25 protein-coding genes and 1 pseudogene are annotated in these 26590 nt (G+C 64.2%); 14 read left to right on the plus strand and 12 right to left on the minus strand.

The window, feature by feature from the left end; all coding sequences use genetic code 11:
• A partial coding sequence (locus tag R3355_RS20940) for a serine dehydratase beta chain (RefSeq protein ID WP_318962983.1) occupies positions 1-402 on the minus strand: 402 nt, incomplete at its 3' end.
• A gap of 420 nt (positions 403-822) precedes the next feature.
• On the opposite strand from R3355_RS20940, the gene choX reads away from it, so the two are divergent.
• From choX to R3355_RS20970, 6 genes are all read left to right on the plus strand, one after another.
• A complete protein-coding gene (gene choX / locus R3355_RS20945) occupies positions 823-1761 on the plus strand; it encodes a choline ABC transporter substrate-binding protein (RefSeq protein WP_318962985.1) in 939 nt (312 codons plus the stop codon).
• A 662-nt stretch (positions 1762-2423) separates the two neighbouring features.
• Positions 2424-3620, plus strand: a complete 1197-nt coding sequence (locus R3355_RS20950; protein ID WP_318962986.1) for a glycine betaine/L-proline ABC transporter ATP-binding protein — start codon at positions 2424-2426, stop codon at positions 3618-3620.
• Position 3621: 1 nt separating this feature from the next.
• A complete protein-coding gene (locus tag R3355_RS20955) occupies positions 3622-4503 on the plus strand; it encodes a proline/glycine betaine ABC transporter permease (protein WP_318962987.1) in 882 nt (293 codons plus the stop codon).
• A gap of 36 nt (positions 4504-4539) precedes the next feature.
• Positions 4540-5484 carry a choline ABC transporter substrate-binding protein gene (locus R3355_RS20960; RefSeq protein WP_318962989.1) on the plus strand — a complete coding sequence of 315 codons (945 nt, stop codon included), beginning with the start codon at positions 4540-4542 and terminating at the stop codon, positions 5482-5484.
• 248 nt (positions 5485-5732) lie between these two features.
• On the plus strand, positions 5733-6590 hold the full coding sequence (locus tag R3355_RS20965) for a glycine betaine ABC transporter substrate-binding protein (protein ID WP_318962990.1): 858 nt from the start codon (positions 5733-5735) through the stop codon (positions 6588-6590).
• 239 nt (positions 6591-6829) lie between these two features.
• Positions 6830-7627, plus strand: coding sequence for an alpha/beta hydrolase (locus R3355_RS20970; protein WP_318962991.1), 798 nt, complete (start codon positions 6830-6832; stop codon positions 7625-7627).
• 93 nt (positions 7628-7720) lie between these two features.
• Here R3355_RS20970 and R3355_RS20975 read toward each other — a convergent pair whose 3' ends face one another.
• Positions 7721-7951, minus strand: coding sequence for a hypothetical protein (locus R3355_RS20975; RefSeq protein ID WP_318962992.1), 231 nt, complete (start codon positions 7949-7951; stop codon positions 7721-7723).
• Between the two features lie 264 nt (positions 7952-8215).
• Here R3355_RS20975 and R3355_RS20980 point away from each other — a divergent pair, with 264 nt between their 5' ends.
• Positions 8216-9877: a sulfate permease gene (locus R3355_RS20980; protein ID WP_318949551.1), complete on the plus strand. Its 1662-nt coding sequence runs from the start codon at positions 8216-8218 to the stop codon at positions 9875-9877.
• Positions 9878-9897: 20 nt separating this feature from the next.
• On the opposite strand, the gene R3355_RS20985 is transcribed toward R3355_RS20980, so the two are convergent.
• Positions 9898-10086 (minus strand): CopG family transcriptional regulator, encoded by a 189-nt coding sequence (locus tag R3355_RS20985; RefSeq protein ID WP_318949552.1) that lies wholly within the window; start codon positions 10084-10086, stop codon positions 9898-9900.
• Between the two features lie 314 nt (positions 10087-10400).
• Here R3355_RS20985 and betI point away from each other — a divergent pair, with 314 nt between their 5' ends.
• The 3 genes from betI to betA all read left to right on the plus strand — a co-directional run bounded on the left by betI (position 10401) and on the right by betA (position 14719).
• Entirely contained in the window at positions 10401-10991 is a 591-nt protein-coding gene (gene betI, locus R3355_RS20990; RefSeq protein ID WP_318949553.1) for a transcriptional regulator BetI, read from the plus strand.
• 385 nt (positions 10992-11376) lie between these two features.
• A complete protein-coding gene (gene betB / locus R3355_RS20995) occupies positions 11377-12849 on the plus strand; it encodes a betaine-aldehyde dehydrogenase (protein ID WP_318962994.1) in 1473 nt (490 codons plus the stop codon).
• 184 nt (positions 12850-13033) lie between these two features.
• Entirely contained in the window at positions 13034-14719 is a 1686-nt protein-coding gene (betA, locus tag R3355_RS21000; RefSeq protein ID WP_318962996.1) for a choline dehydrogenase, read from the plus strand.
• 110 nt (positions 14720-14829) lie between these two features.
• On the opposite strand, the gene R3355_RS21005 is transcribed toward betA, so the two are convergent.
• Together R3355_RS21005 and R3355_RS21010 are read right to left on the minus strand one after the other, a co-directional pair.
• On the minus strand, positions 14830-15921 hold the full coding sequence (locus R3355_RS21005) for a lipocalin-like domain-containing protein (protein ID WP_318962997.1): 1092 nt from the start codon (positions 15919-15921) through the stop codon (positions 14830-14832).
• A gap of 174 nt (positions 15922-16095) precedes the next feature.
• Positions 16096-16521 carry a VOC family protein gene (locus R3355_RS21010; protein ID WP_318949557.1) on the minus strand — a complete coding sequence of 142 codons (426 nt, stop codon included), beginning with the start codon at positions 16519-16521 and terminating at the stop codon, positions 16096-16098.
• 110 nt (positions 16522-16631) lie between these two features.
• On the opposite strand from R3355_RS21010, the gene R3355_RS21015 reads away from it, so the two are divergent.
• On the plus strand, positions 16632-17495 hold the full coding sequence (locus R3355_RS21015) for a LysR substrate-binding domain-containing protein (RefSeq protein ID WP_318962998.1): 864 nt from the start codon (positions 16632-16634) through the stop codon (positions 17493-17495).
• A gap of 203 nt (positions 17496-17698) precedes the next feature.
• Here the strand turns inward: R3355_RS21015 and R3355_RS21020 are convergent, their stop codons facing one another.
• The 7 genes from R3355_RS21020 to zur form a co-directional block, all read right to left on the minus strand.
• A complete protein-coding gene (locus tag R3355_RS21020; protein WP_318962999.1) occupies positions 17699-18475 on the minus strand; it encodes a MetQ/NlpA family ABC transporter substrate-binding protein in 777 nt (258 codons plus the stop codon).
• A 79-nt stretch (positions 18476-18554) separates the two neighbouring features.
• On the minus strand, positions 18555-19232 hold the full coding sequence (locus R3355_RS21025) for a methionine ABC transporter permease (RefSeq protein WP_318951341.1): 678 nt from the start codon (positions 19230-19232) through the stop codon (positions 18555-18557).
• Complete coding sequence (locus R3355_RS21030) at positions 19232-20239, minus strand: methionine ABC transporter ATP-binding protein (RefSeq protein WP_318963000.1); 1008 nt, start codon at positions 20237-20239, stop codon at positions 19232-19234. Before R3355_RS21030 ends, R3355_RS21025 begins: the two co-directional genes overlap by 1 nt.
• A 171-nt stretch (positions 20240-20410) precedes the next feature.
• Positions 20411-21238, minus strand: coding sequence for a hypothetical protein (locus R3355_RS21035; RefSeq protein WP_318963002.1), 828 nt, complete (start codon positions 21236-21238; stop codon positions 20411-20413).
• Between the two features lie 201 nt (positions 21239-21439).
• Complete coding sequence (znuB, locus tag R3355_RS21040) at positions 21440-22228, minus strand: zinc ABC transporter permease subunit ZnuB (RefSeq protein ID WP_318963003.1); 789 nt, start codon at positions 22226-22228, stop codon at positions 21440-21442.
• On the minus strand, positions 22221-23027 hold the full coding sequence (gene znuC / locus R3355_RS21045; protein WP_318963004.1) for a zinc ABC transporter ATP-binding protein ZnuC: 807 nt from the start codon (positions 23025-23027) through the stop codon (positions 22221-22223). The genes znuB and znuC overlap by 8 nt, the downstream gene beginning before the upstream one ends.
• Positions 23024-23509 (minus strand): zinc uptake transcriptional repressor Zur, encoded by a 486-nt coding sequence (gene zur, locus R3355_RS21050; RefSeq protein WP_318963005.1) that lies wholly within the window; start codon positions 23507-23509, stop codon positions 23024-23026. Before zur ends, znuC begins: the two co-directional genes overlap by 4 nt.
• Positions 23510-23575: 66 nt before the next feature.
• Here zur and znuA point away from each other — a divergent pair, with 66 nt between their 5' ends.
• The 3 genes and pseudogenes from znuA to R3355_RS24455 form a co-directional block, all read left to right on the plus strand.
• Positions 23576-24538, plus strand: coding sequence for a zinc ABC transporter substrate-binding protein ZnuA (gene znuA, locus R3355_RS21055; protein ID WP_318963006.1), 963 nt, complete (start codon positions 23576-23578; stop codon positions 24536-24538).
• 292 nt (positions 24539-24830) lie between these two features.
• A complete protein-coding gene (locus tag R3355_RS21060) occupies positions 24831-25550 on the plus strand; it encodes a class I SAM-dependent methyltransferase (RefSeq protein ID WP_318963008.1) in 720 nt (239 codons plus the stop codon).
• 255 nt (positions 25551-25805) lie between these two features.
• Positions 25806-26582, plus strand: a pseudogene (locus R3355_RS24455) (MCP four helix bundle domain-containing protein); the annotation flags it as partial.
• Positions 26583-26590: the final 8 nt, after the last annotated feature.

Here is a 26590-nt window from a genome sequence, read left to right on the forward strand (position 1 = left end):
GGCCGCGTAAGCCGTCAGGGTCATGGCATTGGGGTGATAGGGCAGGTTTTCTTCGAGCAGCAACATGTCGCGCTGCCAGTCGAAGGCAATCGGCAAACGTCCGTCCAGCTGCAAGGTGCCGCTGCTGTGCAGTGCTTCAATGCGCGGCGCAATGTTCGCCGGATCGATCTGATCCGGCCAGTCGCCCATCAGGCCCATGATCACCGCGGTGTCGCTGCCGTGACCGATGCCGGTGGCCGACAACGAGCCATACAGGCGCACTTCCACACGCTGCACGCGCTCAAGCTGATGACGCTCGCGCAGCGCGCCAGTAAACAGCGCGGCAGCGCGCATCGGGCCGACGGTATGCGAGCTGGAAGGCCCGATACCGATCTTGAACAAGTCGAAAACACTGATAGCCACAATTAATCTCCTGCACGCATTCCAGCTGTGCGGCCATCATCGGGATTTGCGCAGACCGCAGAAGTCCCACACCGACGCGTTCGTGTCCAAAGCCGTCAGATCGGCAATCGAGGGGCCGAATGGAAACCGCCGCCTCGCCTGCACAGCAGCGCACGGGATGCGGTTCGGCGCGGCGATACGTGGCGCCACCTGTGCCGCACCGTTGGACGGCGGATCGCCGGATCGCCGGTAAGCTGACTCCTGCATTCCCCCACGACCAAATGCGACACCAGCGTTCTGTCAGCGACCTGACGCATAGGCAGCGACCAAGTCCCGGCGCAATGATCCGACGCCCATGCGCCGGCCAGCAGCCGTTCGTCTCGCCAGGTTCATGGCCTGCGACCCCGAGGGGGGATCCGTCACCCGCTATTGGATAAGCCGATGAAATTACCCCAGAACTGCCTGCTGGCACTGGCCCTGAGCAGCCCGCTGCTGGCCCACGCCGCTGACCCCGCCACCTGCGACCGGGTGCGCCTGGCCGACGTCGGCTGGACCGACCTGATCACCACCAACGCCGTGACCCGCCTGGTGCTCAACGACCTGGGCTACCGCTCCCAGGTCAAGCGCCTGTCGGTGCCGGAGACCTTCAAGGCGCTGCACGACAACGAGATCGACGTGTTCCTCGACACCTGGCTACCCAGTTCGGAGAAGGACATCCGCCCCTACCTGGACGACGGCTCGGTGGAGCTGCTGACGGTCAATCTGGAGGGCGCCAAGTACACCCTGGCGGTCAATCAGGCCGCACACGAAGCCGGCCTCAAGGACTTTCGCGACATTGCCAAATTCCGCCAGCAACTGGGCGACAAGATCTACGGCATCGAACCGGGCAACAGCGGCAACCAGCTGATCCAGCAGATGATCGACAAGAACATCTTCGACCTCGGCGGATTCGAACTGGTGGAGTCCAGCGAGTCGAACATGATCTTGCATGTCAAACGCGCCGATCATCTGAATAAATGGGCGGTGTTCCTCGGCTGGGAACCGCACCCCATGAACAACCAGCTGAACATGCGCTACCTGACTGGCGGCGATGACTACTTTGGCCCCAACCTGGGTGGCGCCACCGTCTATACCACGGTGCGCAAGGGTTTTGCGACGCAATGCCCGAACCTCGGCCGGCTATTCAAGAATATCCGCTTCAGCCTGCAGATGGAGAATGACCTGATGGAGGCGATCCTCAACCAGAACACCACCCCCAGGCGCGAAGCCAAGGCCTGGTTGCAGGCCCATCCGCAGGTACACGCGCAATGGCTCGAAGGCGTCACCCGACGCGACGGCAGCCTGGCGGATTTGCCATCAGACAACAAAAAAATGCCCTGAATTTCATTTTTTTTCATTCTCCCACAGCCCCCGGCATACGGCGGCTACACTCATGTCAATAGCTGAAAACCACGGATGGCGCGGGCTTCAGCCTTGGCCAGGGGCTAAATAACTCTGTTAAGGTTTTATAGGCCAGCGCCATGTCGTCGCCCAATACGTCGGCGTCGCAAACCGACAATTGCCGCGATTCGAAGGCTATATCTTTGAGTCAGCCGATTACGTCGCTGCCAACTCCCGAGGGAGATGGCAGACCGGAGCCCACCGCTCCGGACCGAATAACAGAACAGCGCTGGCACCACACTTGGGCGCCAGCCCAACAAGAAAATTTCGGATGTACGCGCATCTCGGTTCGAGATGTGAACTCCCAAGGATTGGGCTTCTCAACGCTGCCAGAGGATTTGGAAAGCAGTTTGCAGTACGGCAATACAAGGTTCACTCAGCAACTGACTCTAGCAATGCCCATGACCCCTGCGGGTCCGGGCCTGTGTTATGGACTGTGCCTGAGCGCCCTGCCAGCCGCCCGGCAAAAGGCCTTCCAGCACTCGAAACCACGCCCACACCCACAGGCAAGAACAGTCGGCATCACCTGACGAACGCCCCGATGGCGCGCGACAGGTTCCATGTAGCTGATCTGGATGTCTACTGAAGGGGAAACACCCATCATGCAGTCTGGAAAAATCGTCGTCAAAAACCTCTACAAGGTTTTCGGCAACAAACCGCAAGAAGCCATCGCCCAGAGCAAGCAAGGCTGGAGCAAGGAAAAAGTCCTCGCCGAAACCGGCGCGGTGATTGGTGTTAGCGATGTGTCGTTCAGTGTCGAAGAAGGCGAAATTTTCGTCCTCATGGGCCTTTCCGGTTCCGGCAAATCTACCCTGATTCGTTTGATCAACCGACTGATTGAGCCTTCCGGCGGCGATGTGTTCATCGACGGCCATAACGTCGCCAAGATGTCCAACGCGGAACTCATCAGCCTGCGTCGCCGCGACATGAGCATGGTGTTCCAGTCCTTCGCCCTGATGCCTTCACGCACCGTGCTGGACAATGCGGCCTTCGGCCTGGAAGTGGCAGGGGTAAGCCGCAAGGAGCGGGAACAGCGCGCCATGGAGGTCCTCAAGGAGGTGGGGCTGGAGACTTTCGCCCAGATGCACCCCCACGAACTCTCCGGCGGCATGCAACAGCGCGTCGGCTTGGCCCGCGCCCTGGCCGTCGATCCCTCGATGATGATCATGGACGAGGCGTTTTCCGCCCTCGACCCGCTCAAGCGCCGCGAAATGCAGGACTTGCTGCTCGAGCTGCAGAAAGTACACCGCCGCACCATCATCTTCGTCTCCCACGACATCGAGGAGGCCATGCGTATCGGCAACCGTATCGCCATCATGGAAGGCGGCAAGCTGGTACAGGTCGGCACACCGCAAGAGCTGGTCGACAACCCGGCCAATGATTATGTGCGCAACTTCTTCGACACCGTCGACACCAACCGCTACCTCACTGCCGGCCAGCTCATGGCGAATAGCGTGCCGATCTTCGTGCACAACGGCGTTGCTCCGGACGCCCAGGTCGTCTCGCAAAAGCTTCAGGAGCTGGACAAGCATTACGCCTTCATTGTCGATGAGAACAACCGTTTTTATGGATCCATCAGCCTGGAGAAGATCGCCCTGCTGGTTGAAGGTGGTCAGTCATGCAAACTCGACCAAAGCGTGGTGAAGCAGATCACCCCGGTGCCGGAAGACATGCCGCTGGATAAAGTGATCGAGCGCCTGGTGGACAACGAAGGTCCGATCCCGGTTGTCGGTGGCAACGGCCAATACTCTGGCGCCATTAGCAAGGGTCGCCTGCTGACCCGCATGCAGGGAGAATGACATGAGTGAGAAAAAACTCGACCTGGGCAGCTGGGTCAACGACGGCGTGCAGCACCTGCTGGACAACTACAGCGACGGTTTCGACAGCATCGGCGGCGTGGTCAGCTCGTTTTCCGAAGGCATCGAGGCCATCCTCATGCTGCCGCCGGCGTGGCTGCTGATCGCCATCTTCGTCGGCCTCGGCCTCTGGCGCATCGGCGCCCGGTTTGCCGCCTTTACCGCCGTCTCCTTCATCCTGATTGTCCTCACCGGCTTCTGGGAGCAGACCGTGGTGACCCTCGGCCTGACCTTCTCCGCGACGCTGATCAGCCTCTTGCTGGGTATCCCCCTGGGCATCTGGGCGGCCAAGAGCGAGCGGGTGGCGACCACCATCCGCCCCATTCTCGACTTCATGCAGACCATGCCGGCGTTCGTCTACCTGATTCCGGCGGCCATGCTGTTCGGCCTGGGCCGGGTGCCGGGGATCATCGCCACGGTGATTTTCGCCATGCCGCCGGCGGTGCGCCTGACCAACCTGGGTATCCGCCAGGTCAACAAGGAAATCATCGAGGCCGGTCAGTCCTTCGGCTGCAGCAAGACCCAGCTGCTACTCAAGGTGCAACTGCCTAGCGCCATGCCGTCGATCATGGCCGGGGTCAACCAGACCATCATGATGGCCCTGTCGATGGTGATCATTGCCTCGATGGTCGGCGCCGGCGGCCTGGGTAACGACGTGCTGGCGAGCATCCAGCGTCTGGATATCGGTCTAGGCTTCGAGAGCGGCATGGCCGTGGTACTGCTGGCGATCATCCTCGACCGCATTACCGAAAGCTTCGGCACCAAGCAAAGCGAGAAACGCGCCACCCTGATCAGCTGGGTGAGTGCGAAATTGCAGCGCCAGTAAGACTTTCACCTTATCCGTTCACAGAGGGAGCCATAAATGAGCAAGTTGAAAACCATTGCTGGAGTTGGCCTGCTGTCCTGCGCGCTGCTGCAAAGCGCCTGGGCCCAAGAGCCGGAAAGCTGCAAACAGGTGCGCTTCGCCGAGATCGGCTGGGCCGACATCGCCGCCACCACCGGCGTGGCCATGACCCTGAGCGAAGGCCTGGGCTACCAGACCCGCAAGATCATGGCCTCGGTGCCGATTGCCTTCACCGGCGTGCAAAAGGGCCAGATCGATGTGTTCCTTGGCTACTGGGCCCCCTCGATGGACGCGGTGATCGAGCCGTTCACCAAGGACAACGGCGTCAAGGTGCTGCCGACCGCCAACCTGGAAGGCGCTAAGTACACCCTCGCCGTGCCGACCTACCTGGCTGAGGCTGGCCTGAAAAGCTTCCAGGACATCGCCAAGTTCAAGAAGGAACTCGACGGCAAGATCTACGGCATCGAGCCCGGTAACGACGGCAACCTGCTGATCGAAAAAATGATCAAAGAAGACCAGTTCGGCATGGGCAGTTTCCGCATGGTCGAGTCCAGCGAAGCCGGCATGCTGGTACAGGTGCAACGCGCCGTGAGGAAAAACAAGCCGGTAGTGTTCCTCGGCTGGGCACCGCACCCGATGAATACCCAGTTCGATATCACCTACCTGTCCGGCGGCGATGACGTGTTCGGCCCGGATTACGGCGCGGCCAAGGTCTACACCGTGGTACCACCGGATTACGAAGCGCGCTGCCCCAACGTCGGCAAGCTGCTGAACAACCTGCAATTCAGCGTCGAGATCGAAAGCCAGCTGATGGAAAAAGTGCTGGAGAAAGAAGACCCGACAGAAGTGGCCAGGAACTGGATCAAGGCCAACCCGGAGGCCCTGGACAAGTGGCTGGCAGGCGTCACCACCTATGACGGCCAGGATGGCATCGCCGCCGTGAAGAAACACGTCGGACTCTAGGCCGACAACGCAATCCCGGCCCACCCGGACCGACCGGACCGACCGGGCGGGCCAGGTAGCAAGCCGCAACCGCAGCGTACCAGCCGGATGCCCCAGGCAGCCGGCTTGCCTACGGCTTTGCCTTGCGGATGACCACCGGCAGACCACTCGTGGCCTGCCCGGCGCACACCGAGCACCGCAACACCCGCAATCAGCACGAGCCAGCAACACAGTTGAACTGCAACTCTCACTGATGGAGCATCAAATCTATGCGCAAACTATCCACCTTCTGCCTGAAAAGCCTTGGCGTTGCCGCACTCGCGCTGGGCATGTCGACTGCCATGGCGGCGGAAAAACCTACCCTGACCATCGGCTACGTCAATGGCTGGGACGACAGCGTCGCGACCACCCATGTCGCCAGCGAAATCCTCAAGAGCAACCTCGGCTACAAGGTCGAGCTGAAAGCGGTCGAGCCTGCCATCATGTGGCAAGGCGTGGCCCGCGGTGACCTGGACGCGACCCTCTCCGCCTGGCTGCCGGTCACTCACGGCGAGTACTTCACCAAGATGAAAGACAAGGTGGTGGTCCTCGGCACCAACTACGCAGGCGCGAAAATCGGCCTGGTGGTTCCCGACTATGTCGAAGCCAAGAGCATCGAAGACCTGAACAAGAACAAGGAAGCCTACGACGGCAAGATCACCGGTATCGACGCTGGCGCTGGCGTGATGCGCCGTACAGAAGAAGCCATCGAGAAGTACAAACTGGACTTCAAACTGATGCCGAGTTCCGGCCCGGCCATGGCCATCGCCCTGGCCCGCGCCGAGAAGAAGAACGAAGCCATCGTGGTTCCCGGCTGGATTCCGCACTGGATGTTCGCCAAGTGGAAATTGCGCTTCCTCGAAGATCCGCAGAATGTCTTCGGTGAAGCCGAGCACATCGACACCGTGGCCAGCATGGGTATGGAAGCCAAGGCTCCAGAAGCTGCCGCGTTCCTCAAGAAGTTCTCCTGGGGCGCCGAAGATGTGGGCGCAGTCATGCTGGCCGTCAGCGAAGGCGCCAAGCCGGAGCAGGCCGCCAAGGACTGGGTCGCCGCCAACCCCGAGCGCGTGGCAGGCTGGTTGAAGTAGGCACTGTTACAGCAACAGCAGAAAGCGGGCTTCGGCCCGCTTTTTCGTGGCCGGTGCAACCGGGCAATCAATCATCCCGGCGGCACGCGCACCACGGCATTTCCACCCGAGGCGATCTCGCATCGCTGGGTCGGGCAACGGCGTTGTTTGGCCAGCCAAACGATGCCTTCGGCCTTTATCGCTCGGTAAGAACCCGCGCTAGACTGAATCCTTGTCCTTTCCCCTGCCGAGGACTCGCCATGCAGCCACTGATCCCGTTCTTTCGCGAAGCCGGTGTCGGCCCCGGGGTGGTCTGTCTGCACTCGAACGCCAGCACGTCAAGCCAGTGGCGGGCGTTGATGGAGCTCTTGGCGCCCAGCTTTCATGTGCTGGCCGCCGACTCGCTGGGGGCGGGTCGGAGTCCGGCCTGGCCAGACGAGCGGGCGGTTGCACTACGCGACGAAGTGGCCCTGCTCGAGCCGGTGTTTGCCCGCGCCGGCGAGCCCTTTGCCCTGGTTGCGCATTCCTATGGCGCGGCGGTGGCGTTGATCGCCGCGCTCAGCCAGCCCCGGCGCGTTCGCGCCCTGGCCCTGTATGAACCGACGCTGTTTTCTCTGCTCGATGCCGAAGCGCCGCCGCCGAATGCCGCCGACGGCATCCGCGCCACCGTGGCGGCGGCAACCGCTGCGCTGGAGGCGGGCAATACGCAGGGTGCCGCCGAGTGTTTTATCGACTACTGGATGGGCGCAGGCAGCTGGGCGCGCATGCCTGAATCGCGTCAGGGCCCTATCACCACCTCGATCGGCAATGTGCGCGGCTGGGCCGAGGCATTGCTCGGTGAGCCCACCACGCTGGCGGCCTTCGCCGAGCTGGATATTCCTGTGTTGTACATGCTGGGCAAGGACTCGCCGGCTTCCTCACTGGGCGTCGCCCGGCTGCTGACCCGGGCCTTGCCGCGGGTAGAGGTGGTCGAGTTCGAGGGCGTCGGGCACATGGGTCCGATCACCCACCAGCAGCGGGTCAATGAGACGATTCTGCGCTTCCTCGAACGGCTCTGAGCGGCTCGATGGCAAATACTCCGCAGGTTTAAAGCCTACGCCGCCCCACGCCGCTTCGCCCCGTTCCCCTCGGGAACGTGCCCGATTCGGCAGTTAAAAATGGATCTCTGCGTTCTTGATACCCAGCTCGCGCAACTCGTCGATCAAATCATCCAGATGGACAAACGACTCGACTTCTTCGCTATCGTCGACCAGGAAGTAGCTTCTCCCCGCGTCCTTCTTGAAGAACACGATCCACTCCTTGAGGTTGGTCGGGTTGGCGATCACATGGGTATCGAAGGTGACGCCCTCGGCATGCTTGCTTTTAACGTTGTTACGGTTCATCTCGGTCACCCACTTTGTTGGTGCTTGCGCACACCCGTGCGCTCAGTGTCAGTCGCCTGCTCCGCTACGCCCCGGCCTGCAGGGCCGCCGTGGAGGCTGTGAAAAACTCCCCGCCACTGCGACCGCCTCCAAACGCCTGGATACTGCTTCGCGACGGCGCTGTATTTTTTCACAACCGCTAAGTCTCGGGACGATCGCTCAAAAAGCCGCTTCATTATCACTGCATGATAATATCATGCACATGCACTCACTGAGGAGTTCGCCATGATTGCGGTACGTGAAGCGTGGAAGGCCGGTTTGCTGGGGCGCAAGCACTGGCTGAACAATCTGGTCTCCGGAGTGATCGTCGGGATAGTCGCGTTGCCGCTGGCAATGGCCTTTGCCATCGCCTCGGGGGTCAAGCCCGAGCAAGGCATCTATACGGCGATCATTGGCGGCGTGCTGGTATCCCTGTTTGGCGGCAGTCGCCTGCAAATCGCCGGGCCGACCGGGGCCTTCATCGTGATTCTGGCGAGCATCACCGCCGAGCACGGCATCGATGGCCTGCAGATCGCGACCATGATGGCCGGCGTCATGCTGTTGTTGCTCGGCATTACCCGGCTCGGCGCGGTGATCAAATTCATTCCCGCCCCGGTGATCGTCGGTTTCACCGCCGGGATCGGGGTGATCATCTGGGTCGGCCAGTGGAAGGACTTCTTCGGCTTGCCCAAGGTCGGCGGCGAGCATTTCCACGAGAAGTTCTGGCATCTGCTGCAAGCACTACCGGACCTGCACCCGGCCACCACGCTGCTGGCCATCCTCAGCCTGGGCCTGGTGCTGTTTTCACCTAAGTTGCCGGGGCTCAGGCGCGTGCCAGGCCCGCTGGTGGCGATGCTGGTGGTCACCCTGATCCAGGCCCTGTTTCAGTTCGATGGGGTGGCCACCATCGGCAGCGCCTTTGGCGGCATCCCCCAGGGTCTGCCCGAATTCGGCCTGCCCGAAATCAGCCTGCCGCGGGTGATCGAGCTGATCGGCCCGGCCTTTGCGATTGCCATGCTCGGGGCGATCGAGTCGCTGCTGTCGGCGGTGGTGGCCGACGGCATGACCGGCACCAAACATGATTCCAACCAGGAGTTGATCGGCCAGGGCATCGCCAACCTGGCCACGCCACTGTTCGGCGGGTTCGCCGCCACCGGCGCGATTGCGCGCACCGCCACCAATATCCGTAACGGCGGCACCAGCCCACTGGCCGGCATCATGCATGCGGTCACCCTGCTGCTGATCATCCTGTTCCTGGCTCCGCTGGCGTCGGACATCCCGCTGTGCGCGCTGGCGGCGATCCTGTTCGTGGTCGCCTACAACATGAGCGAACTGCGCCACTTCAAGCGCATGGTGCTGCGTGCCCCGCGGGCGGACGTGGCGATCCTGCTGATCACCTTCGGCCTCACGGTGTTCAGCGACCTGGTGGTTGCGGTGAACATCGGGGTGATCCTGGCGATGCTGCATTTCATGCGGCGGATGGCCGCCTCTGTCGAAGTGCAGCAGGTCGTCGAGCAGGAGCTGGAAGCCGAGTTACGGGTTGGCGGTCATACCCGCCTGCCGCCTGGGGTGCTGGTGTACACGATCGAAGGGCCCCTGTTCTTTGCCGCGGCAGAGAACTTCGAGCGCGCACTGGCACAGACCCATACCGATCCGCAGATGCTGGTGATTCGCCTGAACCGCGTCCCCTTCATGGATATCACCGGCCTGCAGACGCTGGAGGAAGTCATCCAGCAACTGCACAAACGCAAGATCGTGGTGAAGCTCTGCGAGGCCAACCACAAGGTGCTGGCCAAGCTGGACAAGGCGGGCATCCTGCAGGAGATCGGGGCAGAGCATTATCACGCCGACTTCAGCGCCGCGCTGGGTGCTTACGAGGAGCGCGAGCACGCACCGGGCTATAGCTGAGGGCCAAGCGGCTCAGCGGATCATGACTTGGCGCTTGGGCCGCGCTTGCTCTGGGTGGCGTAGGTGGCACCGTGGCTCTCGAGGTAATCGCGAATCAGTTGGCGCACGACTTGAGACGGCGTCAGGTCCTGCCCGGCGCACAGCTCCTCGAACGCCTTCTTCTTGACCGGATCGATCAACACGGTGAGACGCGCAGTCTTGCTTTCCATAAAATAGCCAATCACTCAAGTTTGATGTTAATCAAATTGTAATGGCATAGTCCGCCAGTGTCACGGCACGTAGGGGGTTGCCAGCCCTGCAACAAGGAACAGGTGCTGGCTCTGCCGCGGTCGGCAAGTCGCGGGCCGCACGGCATATTTGTTTGATCGGTCAATCAAAATCGGCCTAGACTGCTGCCCAACCCCGGCAACGCCCTCAGAGCCTGTGAAGATATCGAGCGCCGTCGCGCCACCTCGCCAGCGGCCAGCACAAGGTGCTCAGCGTAGACGCTTGCTTTCATCCCCCTCGAACCACGGAGACACCGATGCCCAAGGTCGGAATGCAACCGATCCGCCGCTCGCAACTGATTGCGGCCACCCTCGAAGCCGTCGATCAGGTCGGCATGGGCGATGCCAGCATTGCCTATATCGCCCGTCTCGCCGGGGTGTCCAATGGCATCATCAGCCACTATTTCAAGGACAAGAACGGCCTGCTCGACGCCACCATGCGCCACCTGATGCTGGCCCTGAGCACTGCGGTGCGCGCACGCCGGGCCGCGCTCAAGGACGACAGCCCGCGTGCGCATCTACGGGCAATGATCGACGGCAACTTCGACGACAGTCAGGTCAACGGTCCGGCGATCAAAACCTGGCTGGCATTCTGGGCCAGCAGCATGCACCAGCCATCCTTGCGCCGCCTGCAGCGGGTCAACGACCACCGCCTGGATTCCAACCTGTGCTGCCAGTTCCGCCGTGTCCTGCCCGTGCAGCAGGCCCGTGCCGCCTCGCGCGGCCTGGCCGCCCTGATCGATGGCCTGTGGCTGCGCGGTGCACTGTCCGGCGGCAGCTTCGATACCCAGCAGGCCATCCAGATCGCCTACGACTATCTCGACCAGCAACTGGCCAAGGCTGGCTGAGCGCAACGCTGTCCATTACAGGGCGATGTTGATTGCCCAGCGCGCAGCATTAACAACCCGCACCATTGCCTCAGAGCCGGTGCGCACGGCGCACCCTACGGACTGTTGGGCGCTCCGGCGATCCGGAGTCCGCTAGGTCGCGACTCCCGCAAAACCCTTTCACCCGCCTCCAGCATGCTGCCTGTCGCATCCAGACCGCCTCAGGTCGCTCTCGGTTATTTTTATTGATTGAACGTTCAATAAAAATAACGTAGGCTGATTTTCACTCTTTCCGGCCTGGACACTGTCGCCGCGCGCGACACCTGGACCTGCCGACCCATCTGGCCAAGGCGCACCGAAGCCGCCAGCCAGCCTTGCGAAGACAACAGACAAGAGAGGACTCCCCATGGCCCGATTCGACGAACAGAAGCTCTACATCGGCGGTCGCTATGTCGACTCGACCAGCGGCGCCACCTTCGAAAGCATCAACCCGGCCAACGGTGAAGTGCTCGCCAACGTGCAGCGCGCCAGCCAGGAAGACGTCGAACGCGCCGTCGCCAGCGCGACCGCCGGGCAGAAGGTCTGGGCGGCGATGACCGCCATGCAGCGCTCGCGCATCCTGCGCAAGGCGGTGGACATCCTGCGCGAACGTAACGACGAGCTGGCCGAGCTGGAAACCCTCGACACCGGCAAGCCGCTGTCGGAAACCCGCTACGTCGACATCGTCACCGGCGCCGACGTGCTCGAGTATTACGCCGGCCTGGTGCCCGCCATCGAAGGCCAGCAGATCCCCCTGCGCGAAAGCGCGTTCGTCTACACCCGCCGCGAGCCGCTGGGCGTGGTCGCCGGCATCGGCGCCTGGAACTACCCGATCCAGATCGCTCTGTGGAAATCCGCCCCGGCCCTGGCCGCCGGCAACGCGATGATCTTCAAGCCCAGCGAAGTCACTTCACTGACCACCCTCAAACTGGCCGAAATCTACAGCGAAGCCGGCCTGCCGGATGGCGTGTTCAACGTGCTCACCGGCAGCGGTCGCGAAGTCGGCCAGTGGCTGACCGAGCATCCGGGCATCGAGAAGATTTCCTTTACCGGCGGCACCGTCACCGGCAAGAAGGTCATGGCCAGCGCCTCCAGCTCGTCGCTCAAGGAAGTGACCATGGAGTTGGGCGGCAAGTCGCCGCTGATCGTGTTCGAGGACGCCGACCTCGACCGCGCCGCCGATATCGCGGTCATGGCCAACTTCTACAGCTCCGGCCAGGTCTGCACCAATGGCACCCGGGTGTTCGTGCCGCGCATGCTCCAGGCGCGCTTCGAGAGCAAGGTGCTGGAACGGGTCAAGCGCATCCGCCTGGGCGACCCGCAAGACGACAACACCAACTTCGGCCCGCTGGTCAGCTTCGCCCATATGGAAAGCGTGCTCGGCTATATCGAAAAAGGCCGGAGCGAAGGCGCGCGCCTGCTGATCGGCGGCGAGCGGGTCAGCGACGGCGACTACGCCAAGGGTGCCTACGTGGCACCGACCGTATTCACCGACTGCACGGATGGGATGACCATCGTCCGTGAGGAAATCTTCGGCCCGGTGATGAGCATCCTGATCTACGACACGGAAGAGGAAGTGATCCGCCGTGCCAACGACACCGACTACGGCCTCGCCGCCGGCGTGGTAACCCGCGACCTGGCCCGTGCGCACCGGGTCATCCACCAGTTGGAAGCCGGCATCTGCTGGATCAACACCTGGGGCGAGTCGCCGGCGGAGATGCCGGTGGGCGGCTACAAGCAGTCCGGTGTCGGCCGCGAGAACGGTCTGAGCACCCTGGAGCACTACACCCGGATCAAATCGGTGCAGGTCGAACTGGGCGACTACGCCTCGGTTTTCTGACCACCGACATACCTGTAGGAGCGGTGAGGGACGCCCAGTTCCATGCCCGCGAACCGCTATCGCAGCCAAGGCGGTGCGCCGCCCGGCCGCTCCTACAGAGTGATCGCCGCCCCGTAGCCCGGATGCAGTCCGGGTATTGCCAGACAGTCTTCCCGGATGCATCCGGGCTACGCAGGTAATGCACATGTCCCAAGAATTCGACTACATCATCATTGGCGCCGGCTCGGCCGGTAACGTGCTGGCCACCCGCCTGACCGAGGATACCGAGGTCAGTGTGCTGCTGCTGGAAGCCGGCGGTCCGGACTATCGCCTGGATTTCCGCACCCAGATGCCCGCCGCGCTGGCCTTCCCGCTGCAGGGCCGGCGCTACAACTGGGCCTACGAGACCGAGCCGGAGCCGCACATGAACAACCGGCGCATGGAGTGCGGACGCGGCAAGGGCCTGGGTGGCTCGTCCCTGATCAACGGCATGTGCTACATCCGCGGCAACGCCCTCGACTATGACGGCTGGGCCAAAGAGAAGGGCCTGGAGGACTGGAGCTATCTGGACTGCCTGCCGTATTTCAGGAAAGCAGAAACCCGCGACAGCGGCGCCAACGCCTACCACGGTGGCGACGGCCCGGTCAGCGTGTGCACGCCGAAGGCCGGCAACAATCCGCTGTTCCACGCCATGATCGAAGCCGGGGTGCAGGCCGGCTACCCGCGCACCGATGACCTCAATGGCTTCCAGCAGGAAGGCTTCGGCCCGATGGACCGCACCGTGACCCCGCAGGGCCGGCGCGCCAGCACCGCGCGCGGCTATCTGGACCAGGCCAAGGGTCGGCCGAACCTGACTATCGTCACCCACGCCCTGACCGAGCGCATCCTGTTCAGCGGCAAGCGCGCCATCGGCGTCGACTACCTGCACGGCGACAGCAACACCCCGACCACCGTCAATGCCCGCCGCGAAGTGCTACTGTGCAGCGGCGCCATTGCCTCGCCGCAGATCCTCCAGCGTTCCGGGGTCGGTCCGGCCGCCCTGCTGCGCGACCTCGACATCCCCCTGGTGCACGAGCTGCCCGGGGTCGGCGAGAACCTCCAGGATCACCTGGAGATGTACCTGCAATACGCCTGCAAGGAGCCGGTGTCGCTGTACCCGGCGCTGCAATGGTGGAACCAGCCGCCGATCGGCGCCAAGTGGCTGCTGCTCGGCAAGGGCACCGGCGCCAGCAACCAGTTCGAGGCCGGTGGTTTCATCCGCACCAGCGCCGAGTTCGAGTGGCCGAACATCCAGTATCACTTCCTGCCGGTGGCGATCAACTACAACGGCAGCAACGCGGTCAGGGAACACGGTTTCCAGGCCCACGTCGGTTCCATGCGCTCGCCGAGCCGCGGCCGTGTCCAGGCCAGGTCGAAGGACCCGCGCCAGCACCCGAGCATCCTGTTCAACTACATGAGCAGCCCGCAGGACTGGCAGGAGTTCCGCGACGGCATCCGCATCACCCGCGAGATCATGAGCCAGTCGGCGCTCGATCCGTTTCGCGGCCGCGAACTCAGCCCCGGCGCCGAAGTGCAGAGCGACGCCGAACTGGACGCCTTCGTCCGCGATCATGCGGAAACCGCCTTCCACCCGTCCTGCTCCTGCAAGATGGGCGAGGACGAGATGGCGGTGGTCGACGGCCAGGGCCGGGTGCACGGCATCGAAGGGCTGCGCGTGGTCGACGCCTCGATCATGCCGCTGATCACCACCGGCAACCTCAACGCGCCGACCATCATGATGGCCGAGAAGATCGCCGACAAGATCCGTGGGCGCACCCCGCTGCCGCGCAGCACCGCGCCCTACTACGTGGCGGGCGGCGCACCGGTGCGCCACACCCCGCAGCGCCGCTGAAGACGGCTCAGAGGTTGTGAACATATCGAGCCCCGTAGCGGGACCGTCTCCAGGCGTTTGGAGGCGTTCGCAGAGGCGGTCGCAGTAGGCGGGAGTTTGTTCACAGCCTCTCAATAGCCGGTCATTTCCAGGTAGCCCACGCCCGGGTGGCTACCGCTGAAACGGATTGGCCCCTCCCAGTAGGGAAAGCGGGTGGCCATCCAGGCCTGCTCCTGCAACGGCGTGGTGTCGATGGCGAACTCCTTGGCGGCGATGCGCAGGCTCCAGGCGGTCGGCAGGCGCCGGCCGGCGACCCGGCTGAAGCGCACCGGCTGCATCTGGATATCCGCCTGGCGCAGCGGCTCGGTCCGGCCGTCCGCATGGATCCAGGTGCCGGCGCGGTAATGCGCGCCGTCGGCCTGGCGGACCTGAAACAGCATCAGTTTCTCGCCGCTCTGCAGGTGCAGGGAGAACCAGTCCCAGCCCTGCTGATCGGGCGCCAGCGGCTGGCTGCTCCATTCGCGGTCGAGCCAGGCCTGCCCCGTGACCGCATGACGCTTGCCGTCCACCAGCAGGCTGCCTTCGGCCTGGAAGAACGGCTGACTGTAGTAATAGGAGGCCTGACCCTGGCCGGACTTCTGGCTGAAACCCTGCACGCCCTGCAGCACCGGCGGCCGTTCGCTGGTCAGGCGCAGGCGGTAGCTGAAGCCTTCGCCACGGGCATGCAGCTCCAGCTCGCCCAGGCCGTCATTGGCCGGGCTGCGGCTGCGCAGTTGCCAGTCGTCGATCCAGGCCTGCAAGGGTTCGGCCACCACCCCGGCCTGGCCGATGCCGCCACGGGCGAAGGTCTCGGCGTGGCGATGGCCGTCCGGGCCGGTCAGCGCGGCATGGCCCATCCACAGGTTCTGGTTGCGCCAGTCCGCCTCGTGCGAGCCGGGCTGCAGGGCGTTGCGAAACAGCGTCCATTGCACCCCCCAGGGACGGCCCTGGGCGTCCTGCAGATTGGCGGTGAGGTACCACCACTCGATGCGGTAATCCGGGTGCGCGCCGTGGTCGGCCGGGAACCCCAGCACCCGCCCCGGCTCGACCCGGGCAAAGCCCTGCGCCGCGCCGCCCAGCCCGGCGAAGCCTGCGGCCGGCGGCGTTTCGCCTTCGCAGGCGACGAGTAGCAGCACAACGAAGAGCAGGAACAGACGGCCGCGCGCGCGCAATCGCTTGATCATCATCGCCTCGAATTGCCCAGCCACCGAGCTGCTTGCCGCAGCCCGCGTTGCACATCGTCCCTGGTAGATAGCCCCTTCCCGCGCCGTGAGCAAGGCGCACAGGACGAGCACCGCCGCCAGGCCGACGACGAACTCCCGGCTGGCCGGTCACGCCGCTGACCATCCAGCGCAGGGCTATTTGGCGAACAACTGGCCGATATCCTTGAATGCCTTGAACTCCAGGGCATTGCCGCAGGGGTCGAGGAGGAACAGGGTGGCCTGTTCGCCGACCTGGCCCGCGAAGCGTACATAGGGTTCGATGACGAAGCGGGTGTGCCTGGCTTGCAGGCGCTCGGCCAGTTGCTGCCAATCATCCCAGCCCAGCACCACACCGAAATGCGGCACCGGCACCTCGTGGCCGTCCACCGGGTTGCTGTGTGCGGTTTTTTGATAGTCCATCTGCGGCGCCTGGTGGATCACCAACTGATGGCCGAAGAAGTCGAAGTCCACCCAATGCGCGCTGCTGCGGCCTTCGGCGCAGCCGAATACCTCACCGTAGAAGTGCCGGGCCGCAGCCAGGTCGTGGACGGGAATGGCCAGGTGAAAGGGGGCGAGTGCCATGCTGTGCTTCCTTGTGGTGACTGTCCGTTGATTCTCAGCAACAGCAATACTGATTGAAAGCGAATATCCTTGTTCGCAAGCACAAACAAAATTGATCAGTCGAGGCGGCGATGTTGCGCGAGTTGAGAACCTTCGTGATGGTCGCCCGGCATGGCACCTTCGCCGCCGCCGGCCAGCAGGTTGGCCTGACCCAGTCGGCGGTCAGCGCGCAGATGCGGGTACTGGAACGGGGCCTGGGTGTGCGCCTGTTCGATCGCAGCGGCCGCGCCGCGTTGCTCAACGCCGCCGGTCGGCATGCCCTGCCATTGGCCGAGCAGATGCTCGCCCTGTATGCGCAGATGGCCCTGCCAACGTCGGCGGCCGAGTGGCAGGGCGAGCTGAAAGTCGGCGCCATCGCCAGTGTGCAGACCGGCTTGCTGCCCGACGCCCTGCCGCGCTTTCGGGCGCTGGCGCCGCGGGTCGAACTGAAGCTGGTGCCCGGCGTGTCGCTCAATCTGCTCAGCCAGGTGGATGCCGGCGAACTGGATCTGGCGCTGCTGATCCAGCCGCCGTTCGAGTTGCCCAAGGAACTGCTGCAAATCAGCCTGGCACGCGAGCCCTTCGTCCTGATCACGCCCGTGAGCGTTACCGGCGACGATCCGCTGCAGATCCTCGCCGAGCAGCCGTTCGTGCGTTACGACCGGCGCTCCTTCGGTGGCCGCCGGGTCAGCCAGTTCCTTCGCGAACAGCGCCTGAGCGTGCACGAGGCACTGGAACTGGACGAACTGGAGGCCATCGTGCGCATGGTCGAGTGCGGCCTCGGCGTATCGCTGATCCCGCGCGCCGGCTTGTGGCTGCAGCGGCCGACCCAGCTGCGGGTGCTCGAACTGGGCGCACTGACCTTCCACCGCGAACTGATCGCGGTGCTGCGCCGTGCGCAGCGCCAGCCGGCGCTGGACTGTCTGCTGGAGTGCCTGCGCGAAACGGCGAAGTAGATCCTATGTTTATCTGGGCCTGCGATCTCGTAGGGTGGATGACGCTTTATCCATCCACCAAATCGCGATGGTGGATGAAAAAGGCGTCATCCACCCTACACAGCTGGTGCGCACGACCTAGGCGTGCACACCAGAACGAACTTGCCGGCAAGAAAAAGCCCGCTGCGGGAGCGGGCTCATATGACTAGCGAAGAAGCGACGGCTTAGAACGCCGGCACCACCGCACCCTGGTATTTCTCCAGGATGAAGGCTTTGACTTCGGGGCTGTTCAGCGCCTTGGCCAGTTTCTGCATGGCGACGCTGTCCTGGTTGTCCGGACGGGCGACCAGGATGTTGACGTAGGGCGAGTCGCTGCCTTCGATGATCAGCGCATCCTGGGTCGGGTTGAGCTTGGCTTCCAGGGCGTAGTTGGTGTTGATCAGCGCCAGGTCGACCTGGGTCAGCACGCGCGGCAGGGTCGCGGCTTCCAGTTCCCGCACCTTGATGGCTTTCGGGTTCTCGGCGATGTCTTTCGGCGTGGCGAGGATGTTGCTGGCGTCCTTCAGGGTGATGATCCCGGCCTTCTGCAGCAGCAACAGGGCGCGGCCGCCGTTGGTGGCGTCGTTGGGGATGACCACGTTGGCGCCCTGCGGTAGGTCCTTGAGGTCCTTGATCGTGCTCGAGTAGGCACCGAAGGGCTCGACGTGCACGCCGGCGACGCTGGTCAGCTCGGTGCCGCGGCTCTTGTTGAACTCGTCGAGGTACGGCTGGTGCTGGAAGAAGTTGGCGTCCAGGCGCTTCTCGGCGACCTGCACGTTGGGCTGCACGTAGTCGGTGAAGACCTTGACGTTCAGCTCGACGCCGTCTTTGGCCAGGGCCGGTTTGACGAACTCGAGGATTTCCGCGTGCGGCACGGCGGTGGCCGCGACGTTCAGGGTTTCGGCCTGGGCAGCGCTGGAAAACGCGGCGACGACAGCGATGGCGGTCAGCAATTTTTTCATCATGAAGCTCCTTGTGGGATAGATAGGGGCTCGGCGGATAGCCGCGATTCAATACAGCGCACTTATTTGCGGGTGCTGCTTATTTTCTGGAGAAGTGCACCACCAGCTTGTCGCCGGCTGTTTGCAGAATCTGCACCAGCACCAGCAGCAGCACCACGGTGACCAGCATCACGTCGGGCTGGTAGCGCTGGTAGCCGTAGCGCACCGCCAGGTCGCCCAGGCCGCCGCCGCCGATCAGGCCGGACATGGCGGTGTAGGACACCAGGGTGATGGCGGTCACCGTCACGGCGGCAAAGATGCCCGGCAGTGCCTCGGGCAGCAGGGCGTTGACCACGATCTGCCGGGTGCTCGCGCCCATGGCCTGGGTCGCCTCGATGATGCCGCGATCCACTTCACGCAACGCGGTTTCTACCAGACGGGCGAAGAACGGCGTGGCGCCCACCACCAGCGGCGGGATGGCCCCGGCCACGCCCAGCGAGGTGCCGGTGACCAGCACCGTGAAGGGAATCATTACGATCAGCAGGATGACGAAGGGCACCGAGCGCAGGATATTCACCAGCAGCGACAGCACGCCGTACAGCGCCTTCTGTTCGAACATCTGCCGCGGGCCGGTGAGGAACAGCAGCACGCCCAGGGGCAGGCCGAGGATCACGGTGAACAGCAGCGAGCCGCCGAGCATGCTCAGGGTGTCGAGGCTGGCGTAGCCGATTTCCGCCCAATCGACATTGGGTAACAGGCGGGTCAGGAGAGCCTCCATCAGCGCAGTACCTCCATGTGCACGTCGGCGGCCGCGAAGCGCGCCAGCGCGGCATCCAGGTCGCCGCCGGTCAGGGCCAGGGTCAACTGGCCGTAGGGGGTGTCCTTGATATGGTCGATGCGTCCGGCAAGGATGCTGTAATCCACCCCGGTCTCGCGCGCCACGCGGCCGAGCAGCGGCGCATAGGTGGCCTGGCCCTGGAACGTCAGGCGCAGGATGCGTCCGGTCACATGGGCGAAGTCGTCGTGCAGTTCGTCTTCGTCGACCTGTTCGGCTTCCTGGACGAAGCGTTTGGTGGTGGCGTGCTGCGGATGCAGAAAGACATCGGCCACCGAGCCCATCTCGACGATCACGCCGGCGTCCATCACCGCCACGCGGTCGCAGACCCGGCGGATCACGTCCATTTCGTGAGTGATCAGGACGATGGTCAGGTTCAGCTCGCGGTTGATCTGCGCCAGCAGTTGCAACACCGAGGCGGTGGTCTGCGGGTCGAGGGCGCTGGTGGCCTCGTCACACAGCAGGATCTTCGGCTCGGTGGCCAGGGCGCGGGCGATGCCGACCCGCTGCTTCTGTCCGCCGGACAGTTGCGCCGGGTATTTGTTGGCGTGCTCGCTGAGGCCGACCCGCGCCAGCAGTTCGGCCACCCGTACCTCCATGGCGCTGCGCGACAGCACCCCGGCCAGCTTCAGCGGCAGGGCGACGTTGGCGGCGACGGTCTTCGACGAGAGCAGATTGAAGTGCTGGAAGATCATCCCGACCCGCTGGCGGAAGCGCCGCAGGCCATTGGCATCCAGCGCGGTGACGTCTTCGCCGTCGATCTGGATGCGCCCGCCGGAAGGCTCTTCCAGACGGTTGATCAAGCGTAGCAGGGTGCTCTTGCCGGCACCGGAATGGCCGATGATGCCGAACACTTCGCCACGGGCGATCTGCAGGTCGCTCGGCTGCAAGGCGGGGATATCTTGGCCGTTGACGCGATACGCCTTGCGGACCTGGTGAAAGTTGATCACGCGTTAAACCTTTTGGGTTTGTCGAGCTGCCGGGTAGGCATGAAGGCGCTTAGTCTACCCGGCACTCTTTAGGCCGTAAAAATCTTTGTAGGCCTATGGTTATAGCCAGATCGCATGAAATGCACAGGGCCAAGCGCCGGCGCACGTCGTGGCGACAGAACCCTGCCGGGGCTAGTGCTGCGGACTGAGCAGCAGTTGCGGAGTCTGGTCGGGCTCGAGCAGTTGGCTCATGGTCGGGCTGAAGTCCGGGTCGAGACGTTCGATGCGGGCCTTGAGCAGCGGGGCAAGCCACAGATAGTCGCCGGCCTGGCGGACCTGGATAGCCACTGCGCAGCGGAACTCGACCACATCCGCGGCGACCGCATCGAGCAGACGGTAGAGGCCCTGGTTGTCCCGGCTGTCCAGCATCGGCAGGGCAATCATGCTGCGGGGTGCGGCAGGGTCGATCAGTTGGGCGTACGGCAGCGTCGGCGCATGGTCGGTCGCCTTGATGGCGGCGGCTTGGCGCTCGGCGGCCAGGTGCAGCTGCCGAGCCTGCTCCCGACGTGCGGCCTGGGCCTGGGCGGCAGCCTGTTCGGCGGCGTTGCTGGCAAGGTCCGCCGCATCCAGCTCGGTTTGCCGAACCTTGGCAATCGCGCCACCCAATCCGGTGGTCAGTGCGGGCGCCTGCGGCATCAACTGGCGCGCCTTGCTGAGGGCCTTGGCCGCACGATCCAGATCACCGGTCTGCAGGGCAGTTTGTCCCTGGCGCAGATAGGCCTCGGCCAGCTGGCGCTGATAGACCTCCAGGCGGGCGTCGCCGCTGGCGCGCAACCGCAGGGACTTGAGCCGGCTTTCGGCTTCGCTCAACTGGCCGCTGGTCAGGCTCTGTTCGAGCAGGCGAAAGTCACCGAGCAACTCGTCGGTGGCCGCGCCCGGTCCTTGCGACGCGCTCTGGCAGGCGGCCAGCAGCAGCGAAAGGGCGAGGATGGAAAGACAACGTGAGGCGAACGAGATCATTTCTGCGAGTCTCATGTTGGGCAAAAAACGGGCAATTCTACACCGCCGGGCCGAGCGCGACCAAACCTTGCTGCGACAGAGTGGATGACGCTCCCGTAGTCCGGATGCAATCCGGGGAATCATCGCGGCCATGGAACTAGGCGTCCCCGCCGCCCCTACAGGATGCGTGCTGCGCCTATGCCGTCGCGACTCGCACGCGCCTCAGGCCGTGCGCCGCGGCCAGGCGAAGCTGAGCAGGAACAGGCTGGCCGCCGACACCACGATCGAGGGGCCGGCCGGGGTGTCCTGGAACCACGACAGGCTGAGGCCGCCGCACACCGCGACTATGCCCAACAGGCTGGCGCCAAAGGCCATCTGCTCCGGCGTGCGCGCATGACGCTGGGCGGCGGCGGCGGGAATAATCAGCAGGGAGGTGATCAGCAGCACACCGACGATCTTCATCGCCACGGCGATCACCACGGCGATCAGCAGCATCAGGCTCAGGCGGATCGCCGCCACCGGCAGGCCTTCGACCCGGGCCAGCTCCTCATGCACGGTGATCGCCAGCAAGGGTCGCCAGAGCAGCGCCAGCAGCACCAGCACCAGGGCGCTGCCGCCGAGAATCCAGGCCAGGTCGCTGGGGCCGACGGCCAGCAGGTCGCCGAACAGGTAGCCCATCAGGTCGATGCGCACGTCCTTCATAAAGCTCAGGACAACGAGTCCCAGGGACAGGGTGCTGTGGGCGAGAATGCCGAGCAGGGTGTCCGAGGCCAGCGGCTGGCGGGTCTGCAGGGTCACCAGCAGCACCGCCAGCAGCACGCAGCCGACCGTCACCGCCAGGGTCGGGCTGACGTCGAGCATCAGGCCGAGGGCGACGCCGAGCAGCGCAGCATGGGACAGGGTGTCGCCGAAATAGGCCATGCGCCGCCAGACCACGAAGGAGCCGAGCGGGCCGGCGACTATCGCCAGGGCCAGGCCGGCGAGCAGGGCGTTGAGCAGAAAATCAGCCATGCTTGCAGCCATCTCCGTGTACATGGGGTTGCAGCGGGCCCTTGATGCTCAGACCGGCGCTCGGTTGGTCGACCACGGCGCCATGCAGGTCGTGCTCGTGGTCGTGGTGGTGGTGATAGATCGCCAGGCTCTTGGCGTCCTGGCCGAACAGTTCGACGAAGGCCGGATCAAAGCTGACCTGCTCGGGGTGGCCGGAACAGCAGACGTGCCGATTGAGGCAGACCACCTGGTCGGTGGTGCTCATCACCAGGTGCAGGTCGTGGGACACCATCAGCACGCCGCAACCATGGCGGTCGCGCAACTGGGTGATCAGCCGGTACAGCTCGGCCTGGCCGCTGACGTCGACGCCCTGCACCGGCTCGTCGAGCACCAGCAGCTGCGGCTCGCGCAGCAGGGCGCGGGCCAGCAGCACGCGCTGCAGCTCGCCGCCGGAAATGCTCTGCAAGGGGCTGTCGATCACCTGGCTGGCGCCGACTTCGGCCAGCGCCGCCTGGGCGCTGGCGCGATCGACGCCGGGCACCAGGCGCAGAAAGCGCAGCACACTGAGTGGCAGGGTGGCATCGACATGCAGTTTCTGCGGCATATAGCCGATGCGCAGTTTCGGCTTGCGCCAGACGCTGCCGCTATCGGGCTTGAGCAGGCCGAGCACGGCACGCACCAGGGTGGTCTTGCCGGCACCGTTGGGGCCGATCAGGGTGACGATCTCGCCGGGTTTGACGCTCAGTTGCACATCCTGCAGCACGCTCTGGCCGCGGAAGCTGACGCCAATCCCGTCGAGGCGAATCAGGGCATCGCTCATGCAGCCTCCTGGCAGCCCGCGCAGAGGCCGACCACTTCCACGGTCTGGCCTTCGACCACGAAACCGACGCTCTGCGCGCCACTGACGATCGCTTCGCTGATCGCCGGGTGCTCCAGTTCGATGGCTGCATGACAATTGCGGCAGATCAGGAACTGGCCCTGATGGGTATGCGTCGGGTGACTGCAGCCGACGAAGGCATTGAGCGAGGCGATGCGGTGCACCAGGCCGTTTTCCAGGAGAAAATCCAGTGCCCGATATACGGTCGGCGGCGCGGCGCGGCGGCCGTCCTGCTCGCTCAACTCGGCAAGGATGTCGTAGGCGCCGAGCGGCTTGTGGCTCTGCCAGACCAGCTCCAGCACGCGTTTGCGCAGGGCGGTCAGGCGCAGACCCTGCCGTGCGCAGATGCTTTCGGCCTCGGCCAGGGCATGGCTGACGCAGTGGGAATGGTCGTGGGGACGTGAGGCGAGCGGTGGCTGAGTCATGGGCAGGGACGGCAGAGACTGGAGACGTTATTATATTACCCGTTCCTTCCAGTCCGGGTGCCCTCCGTGTTGCGTCTTTTTTCTGCTGTCAGTCTGCTCTGCGCCGTTTTTCTCACCAGCCCTGCCGCCCTCGCCGAGGTGCGCGTGCTGACCAGCATCAAGCCGTTGCAGCTGATCGCCGCGGCCGTGCAGGACGGTGTCGGCAGCCCCGAAGTGCTGCTGCCGCCCGGCGCCTCGCCGCACCACTACGCCCTGCGCCCCTCCGATGTGCGGCGGGTGCGCGAGGTGGCGCTGCTGTACTGGATCGGCCCCGACCTGGAAAGTTTCCTGCCGCGGGTGCTAGCCGCTCGCAGCCAGCCCAGTGTCGCCGTGCAGGATCTGCCCGGCATGCACCTGCGCCACTTCGGCGACAGTCATGCCGAGGACGATGACCACGACCCAGCCCATGCGGAGCACGACGAGCATGAGCAGGCGGTCGCCGACGAGCATGATCACGCTCACCGTCCCGGCGCCCTGGATGCGCACCTCTGGCTGTTGCCGGCCAATGCCCGGGTGATCGCCACGCGCATGGCCGCCGACCTGAGCGGCGTCGACCCGGCCAACGCCGCGCGCTATCAGGCCAATGCCAAAGCCTTCGGCGAACGCCTGGAGGCCCTCGACCAGCGCCTGAAAACCCGTCTGAGCAGCCTGGCCGGCAAGCCCTACTTCGTCTTCCACGAGGCCTACGACTACTTCGAAGCCGCCTACGGCCTCGAGCATGCCGGGGTGTTCAGCGTGGCCAGCGAAGTGCAGCCCGGTGCCCGCCATGTCGCCGCCATGCGCACCCGTCTGCAACAGGCAGGCCCGGCCTGTGTATTCAACGAACCGCCACTGCGCCCACGCCTGGCCGAGACCCTGACGGCCGGCCTGCCGGTGACCCTGGCCGAGCTGGACACCATGGGCGCCGCGCTGTCAGTGGATGGCAACGGCTACGAGGCCCTGCTGGACAACCTGGCCAATGGCCTGGTCGAGTGCCTGAGCGCCCTGTAAGACCGCGCGATCAAAGGCTATCGGCTGGCGACGGCTGGCTCGGGCCGTGCTCGGCGTTGCCGGCGGGATCCAGGGATGGCTGACAATCCATCAAGGCGGTCGCTGCTCAGCTGCGCGAGCGGCCCCAGCCCATAACCGTGCAAGCCCGTAACCCTTGGCCGGATGGATCACGCCACATCGATCCACCAGCAGGTCGCAACCGTCTTATCGGTCGAGCGGTATATCCAATCCCTGTACTGGCCTATAGTCCGGCGTTATCAGCGCTGCCGCTGGTTCACCAGGGAAGGCCCGCATGCTGACCATCGAACGCATCTACCCCAAGCAACTCGACCCGAACAATGCCGACGACCAGAACACCCTGCGCATCCATATGCAGCGCTATCGCTTCGCCGCGGCCTGCCTGAGCGGTGAGCGCATCCTCGACATGGCCTGTGGCTGCGGCTACGGCACCGCCTTGCTGGCCGAACTGCACCCGGACAAGACGGTGCTGGGGGTGGACATCGACCCGGCCGCCATCGCCTATGCCGAGGAGCACTACCGCCTGCCCAACCTCAGCTACCGCTGCGCCGATGCCCAGAGCTTCAGTGCCGAGCCGCGCTTCGACAGCATCGTCAGCCTGGAAACCATCGAGCACCTGCCAAGCCCGCGGCTACTGGTTGCCAACTATGCCGCGCTGTTGGCCGAGCAGGGCCAGGTGATCGCCTCGGTACCCATCACCCCGACCCTGGACGGCAACCCGCACCACCTGCATGACTTCAGCAAAGCCTCGTTCCTCGCCCTGTTCCGCAGCCATGCTTTGCACCCGGCTCAGTCTTTCGAGCAGATCCAGTGGTGGCAGTTCAAGGGCCTGTTCGTCAAACGCCCGATCAAGCAGCACCGCTCCGAAGGGGTGGGCAACGCCGTGCTGCAGTACTACCGCAAGCACCCCGCATACCTGCTGCTGCGCCTGGGTTCGATGCTGCGCTACGGCTTCAGCAATCGCTACCTGACCTGCAACTTCAGGGCGCCCTGAGCGCCGCGGAGTCGCTGGGTACGAGTGGCAGGCGGTTACCCCATATGCGGAAAGAGCCCCCTGCCCCGGGACGCAACCAATACGGTTGCGCCGGTTTGGCGCCCATGGCTGCATTCGATCCCTCGCAGACCGCCAGGCGATGCCATTCAAAGGGCGCCCCCTTTTCTCATCGCTTCTTGGGAAAATATCGACTAATGGTCTTTCGCTGAGGGCATATCTGCCGATAGCAAGGACAATCCCTCAAGGAGTAACGCCATGTTGCGCTTCTTTGCCGATCTCGGCTTTCGCTGGAAAATCACCCTGCCGATCGGCTTCCTGGCGTTGTTGCTGGTGCTGATGGGCTGGTCGGGTATGCGTGGCATCGACCAGGTGACGGCGTCCAGCACTCAGCTGACTAAGCGCTACCTGCCGGCCATCAGCCTGCTGCTCAATGCCGATCGTGATCTCTACCAGGCCTTTGTTGCCGAGCGCAGCCTGCTCGGCAGCGATGCGGGCAGCCACACCCAAGCGCTGCGGGCCAGTCACGCGGAAAACCTGCAGCAGGCCCATGATCGCGTGCAGCGCTATGTCGCGATGCAGCCGGGTGCCGAAGCCCAGGCTCTGGTCGAGCAATTCAATCGCGGCCTTGAGCAGTGGAAGCAGGTCTCGCAGCGGGTCATCGAGCAGGCCGAGAGCGATCCGCAGGCGGCCAGCGCCCTGAGCTTTGGCGACAGCGAACGCCAGTTCGAGACCATGCGTGATGCCATCGACAAGCTTGGCGAACTGGAAGACCAGGCATCGCTTCGCGAAGGCCAGGTGGCGATCGACGATGGCGCTGCCGTGGGCCTGCAACAAGGCAGCATTTTGTTGATCGGCCTGCTTGGCTGCGCGCTGCTGGTCCTTGGCCTGCCGCTGGTGGTGCTCCAGCCCATGCGCCGGCTGCTCAATCGTGTCGAGCAGATTGCCGAAGGCGACGGCGATCTGCAGGCACGGCTGGAAGTGCGTTCGGCTGACGAACTGGGCCAGCTCGGCAATGCCTTCAACCGTTTTCTCGACAAGCT

Origin of the sequence: Pseudomonas sp., assembly GCF_033723075.1 — a bacterium.
Classification (GTDB): domain Bacteria; phylum Pseudomonadota; class Gammaproteobacteria; order Pseudomonadales; family Pseudomonadaceae; genus Aquipseudomonas.

What these genes read in the sequence shown, in the direction of transcription:
- choX (WP_318962985.1), top strand. Translation starts at nt 823, where the DNA reads ATGAAATTACCCCAGAACTGCCTGCTGGCACTGGCCCTGAGCAGCCCG.
- R3355_RS20950 (WP_318962986.1), top strand. Translation starts at nt 2,424, where the DNA reads ATGCAGTCTGGAAAAATCGTCGTCAAAAACCTCTACAAGGTTTTCGGC.
- R3355_RS20955 (WP_318962987.1), top strand. Translation starts at nt 3,622, where the DNA reads ATGAGTGAGAAAAAACTCGACCTGGGCAGCTGGGTCAACGACGGCGTG.
- R3355_RS20960 (WP_318962989.1), top strand. Translation starts at nt 4,540, where the DNA reads ATGAGCAAGTTGAAAACCATTGCTGGAGTTGGCCTGCTGTCCTGCGCG.
- R3355_RS20965 (WP_318962990.1), top strand. Translation starts at nt 5,733, where the DNA reads ATGCGCAAACTATCCACCTTCTGCCTGAAAAGCCTTGGCGTTGCCGCA.
- R3355_RS20970 (WP_318962991.1), top strand. Translation starts at nt 6,830, where the DNA reads ATGCAGCCACTGATCCCGTTCTTTCGCGAAGCCGGTGTCGGCCCCGGG.
- R3355_RS20975 (WP_318962992.1), bottom strand. Translation starts at nt 7,951, where the DNA reads ATGAACCGTAACAACGTTAAAAGCAAGCATGCCGAGGGCGTCACCTTC.
- R3355_RS20980 (WP_318949551.1), top strand. Translation starts at nt 8,216, where the DNA reads ATGATTGCGGTACGTGAAGCGTGGAAGGCCGGTTTGCTGGGGCGCAAG.
- R3355_RS20985 (WP_318949552.1), bottom strand. Translation starts at nt 10,086, where the DNA reads ATGGAAAGCAAGACTGCGCGTCTCACCGTGTTGATCGATCCGGTCAAG.
- betI (WP_318949553.1), top strand. Translation starts at nt 10,401, where the DNA reads ATGCCCAAGGTCGGAATGCAACCGATCCGCCGCTCGCAACTGATTGCG.
- betB (WP_318962994.1), top strand. Translation starts at nt 11,377, where the DNA reads ATGGCCCGATTCGACGAACAGAAGCTCTACATCGGCGGTCGCTATGTC.
- betA (WP_318962996.1), top strand. Translation starts at nt 13,034, where the DNA reads ATGTCCCAAGAATTCGACTACATCATCATTGGCGCCGGCTCGGCCGGT.
- R3355_RS21005 (WP_318962997.1), bottom strand. Translation starts at nt 15,921, where the DNA reads ATGATCAAGCGATTGCGCGCGCGCGGCCGTCTGTTCCTGCTCTTCGTT.
- R3355_RS21010 (WP_318949557.1), bottom strand. Translation starts at nt 16,521, where the DNA reads ATGGCACTCGCCCCCTTTCACCTGGCCATTCCCGTCCACGACCTGGCT.
- R3355_RS21015 (WP_318962998.1), top strand. Translation starts at nt 16,632, where the DNA reads ATGTTGCGCGAGTTGAGAACCTTCGTGATGGTCGCCCGGCATGGCACC.
- R3355_RS21020 (WP_318962999.1), bottom strand. Translation starts at nt 18,475, where the DNA reads ATGAAAAAATTGCTGACCGCCATCGCTGTCGTCGCCGCGTTTTCCAGC.
- R3355_RS21025 (WP_318951341.1), bottom strand. Translation starts at nt 19,232, where the DNA reads ATGGAGGCTCTCCTGACCCGCCTGTTACCCAATGTCGATTGGGCGGAA.
- R3355_RS21035 (WP_318963002.1), bottom strand. Translation starts at nt 21,238, where the DNA reads ATGATCTCGTTCGCCTCACGTTGTCTTTCCATCCTCGCCCTTTCGCTG.
- znuB (WP_318963003.1), bottom strand. Translation starts at nt 22,228, where the DNA reads ATGGCTGATTTTCTGCTCAACGCCCTGCTCGCCGGCCTGGCCCTGGCG.
- znuC (WP_318963004.1), bottom strand. Translation starts at nt 23,027, where the DNA reads ATGAGCGATGCCCTGATTCGCCTCGACGGGATTGGCGTCAGCTTCCGC.
- zur (WP_318963005.1), bottom strand. Translation starts at nt 23,509, where the DNA reads ATGACTCAGCCACCGCTCGCCTCACGTCCCCACGACCATTCCCACTGC.
- R3355_RS21060 (WP_318963008.1), top strand. Translation starts at nt 24,831, where the DNA reads ATGCTGACCATCGAACGCATCTACCCCAAGCAACTCGACCCGAACAAT.